The following is a 2,671-nucleotide window of genomic DNA, read 5'->3' on the forward strand; positions in this document are numbered from 1 at the left end:
CAGAAATTAGCGCAATAACCACCACTTTTACCGGTGCTGGAGGCGGGGCTTTTAGCTCTATCTCTGATCTTAGCACGGGCATCACTGGTATCACTAGCACGGACGCGGTGTCTTTCTTAAACCAGTTGGTGGGCGCGCTAGAGAGCAACCAGACTACCTCTGCACTTTTGGCTAATTTGCCTAAATCGCTCACTGTAGATCAGGCAGCGCAGGTGCAAGGTGTCATTGCGGGTATCGTGGGGGGCACAGCGCAGACAGTCAAATCCGGCGCACTCTCTGGGGGCAGTGGCAATGTGGCCACCCTTGATGCAGCCAAAGCTCTAACTTTCTTAACCGCGATCAACACCCTCATTGGCAATTCTGGGGGGTTGCAAACCATCAATGACAATCTCAAAGACCCTGTGGCTATCAACTCTAACATCAGCCTCAATGTCTCCTCTTTGCTCAACAACGCCTACACTGTCGCGCAAAGTTTGACACAGGCTAACAATGCTATCGTGTCTGCAAAAGCAGCGACAGGCTCCCAGATCAAAGGCTTAGAAGGTCTTACCGGCGCGCAATACAACACGATTGCTAAGATCGTGGATGCGGCTAATAATATCTTTACAGATGAGGCGCTTTCTTCTTCTAGTAGCACTTATGCTACCCCCACCCAGGCGATCTTGCAATACGCCCTTTCTCAAAGCCTCACTTCTGGCACGCCCAATACGAGCACTATCCCCGCTAGTGCGACTGACGCGAGCACTTTAGCCCAGCTCATCGCCTACCAGTTGACCCAAGGAGCCTCACCCGTAACAGGGGCAAGCTTTGTGGGACAGGCGATCAGCAGTGCCACGCAAGCCCAGCTAGATGCAGCCATCAGCGCGATTCTCACCTCTGGTTCTGCTAGCAATAAAGTTTTCATGGCCAGCACAACTATGCAAGACAACTTAGTTACCAACACGATAGCTGGGGTGTTGAGCGATGCGGGCACTTACCAAAGTGCGATGAGCACGCTTTCAGGGATGTTAAATTCTAGCAACCCCGCTAGCAAAGTGCTAGCGACCGCTTTGGCTAATGCTTTGAGCGCGCGCAATCTCAATGGCATGCTAAACCCAGCCAACCCACAACACATCGCCATCCAGGGCGGATCGCTTAGCGCGGCCAATGTCAGCACTATCAAAAAACTCTTGAGCGCGATGAGTACCCAGCAAGATCAGGTCAACATCTACCAAACAGAGATCAATGGTAATGCAACAGCCACCATGATCAACCAGATGACAAGCAATGGTTCTATAGCCACCAACGCTCTTAACGCGCTCGCTGGTGCAGGGATGCCCACTAATGCGACAGCTAGCGACTATGTCAAGGCAGAAACTCAGGTGATCAACACCCAAGCGTATTTGCTCTCCCAAAATAGCAATTACACTGTGGGCTCCCTCCTAAACGCGCTCAAAACCCTAGCCAGCCAAAACTTGGCTAACACGGGAGACACTTCTGTGAGCAATGCCAACACAGCCGTGCAAGCGGTTTACCAACAAATTGTGGCTAATCCCCAAATCAACTACGCTACAGCCCTTAACAATTTGGGGAATTTGATTAGCACTTTGCAAACTCTGCAATCCAACTTGGTGAACCAGCTCGCCTCTTTGAGCAATGTGGCGGGTGTGGACATGACTTCGCCCATTGTCAAGCAAGGTGCTTCTGTGGAGATGGGAGGCATGGCTGTTGTGTTAGACTCAGGGGCTAAGGTTAAGGTGCAGGCTATGCAACTACAAAGCATGACTAAGGGAGAACTCTCTGGGCTTTTGCAACAGGTTAACCAAGCTCTTGTCTACGCCAAAGCGGGCTATAGCAAGATGGACGCATGGATGAAATCCTCTGGTTATAGCGTGGTAGCCACCAAAACGCCCATGCCAGTTACTAACAACTCCAATGGGAACATGTATGGGATCGATGTGCAGTTTGGTTATAAGCAATTCTTTGGCAAAAAGAAACGCTGGGGCTTGCGCTACTATGCTAGCTTTAGTTGGCAACATGGGACCTTCATGGATCGCAATGTGAACGAGCTAGACAACTTCGTTTACGGGGCTGGTGTGGACGCGCTTTACAACTTCTATGAGAGCAAAGACGCCAAATACACCAGCGGGCTCTTTGCAGGGCTTATGTTAGCAGGCTCTAGCTGGAATGTGAAGGGAGCTAGCGCGTGGATCAGCAGAATGAACGCTATTAAGGCCGCTGGAGGTAGCGCGCAAATGAACACCAGCTACTTCCAAGTGCCTCTTAACATCGGCTTTAGGACCAATATCAACAGGCACAATGGCTTTGAGATCGGGCTTAGAATCCCTCTAGCGGTGAACTACTACTTCAAGGGCGAGTTAGATGGCGTGGAGAAAACTATCGCCTACAAGCGCAATGTTTCTGTCTTCTTCAACTATGTCTACAACTTCTAGGGCTTCTTAAAAGAAGTGGGGGGGGGGGGGGGGGGGGAGCTTTGGCGCGGCGCGCCAAGCTTAAAACCTTTTCTTTTTACCACGCCTCGCTCTTTTGGGAGGCGCGCACAGCGCGCGCTAAAGCCCACGCTTGGGGGGGTATAAACGCGCACAAACACGAAACTACTTTACACCCCGCAATGAGGGTTTGCGCGCGCTTATTCTCAAGGCGCGCACAGCGTGCGCCAAAATACACGCCC

At 51.4% G+C, this 2,671-nt stretch carries 1 protein-coding gene; it reads left to right on the forward strand.

Annotation, left to right across the window (positions count from 1 at the left end; all coding sequences use genetic code 11):
• Positions 1–2,432 (forward strand): outer membrane protein (locus tag EAO33_RS09680; RefSeq protein WP_235853167.1); only part of this gene is annotated, 2,432 nt, incomplete at its 5' end.
• Positions 2,433–2,671: the final 239 nt, after the last annotated feature.

The sequence above is a fragment of the Helicobacter labacensis genome, from assembly GCF_003660285.1.
In the GTDB taxonomy this organism is placed as follows: Bacteria; Campylobacterota; Campylobacteria; order Campylobacterales; family Helicobacteraceae; genus Helicobacter; species Helicobacter labacensis.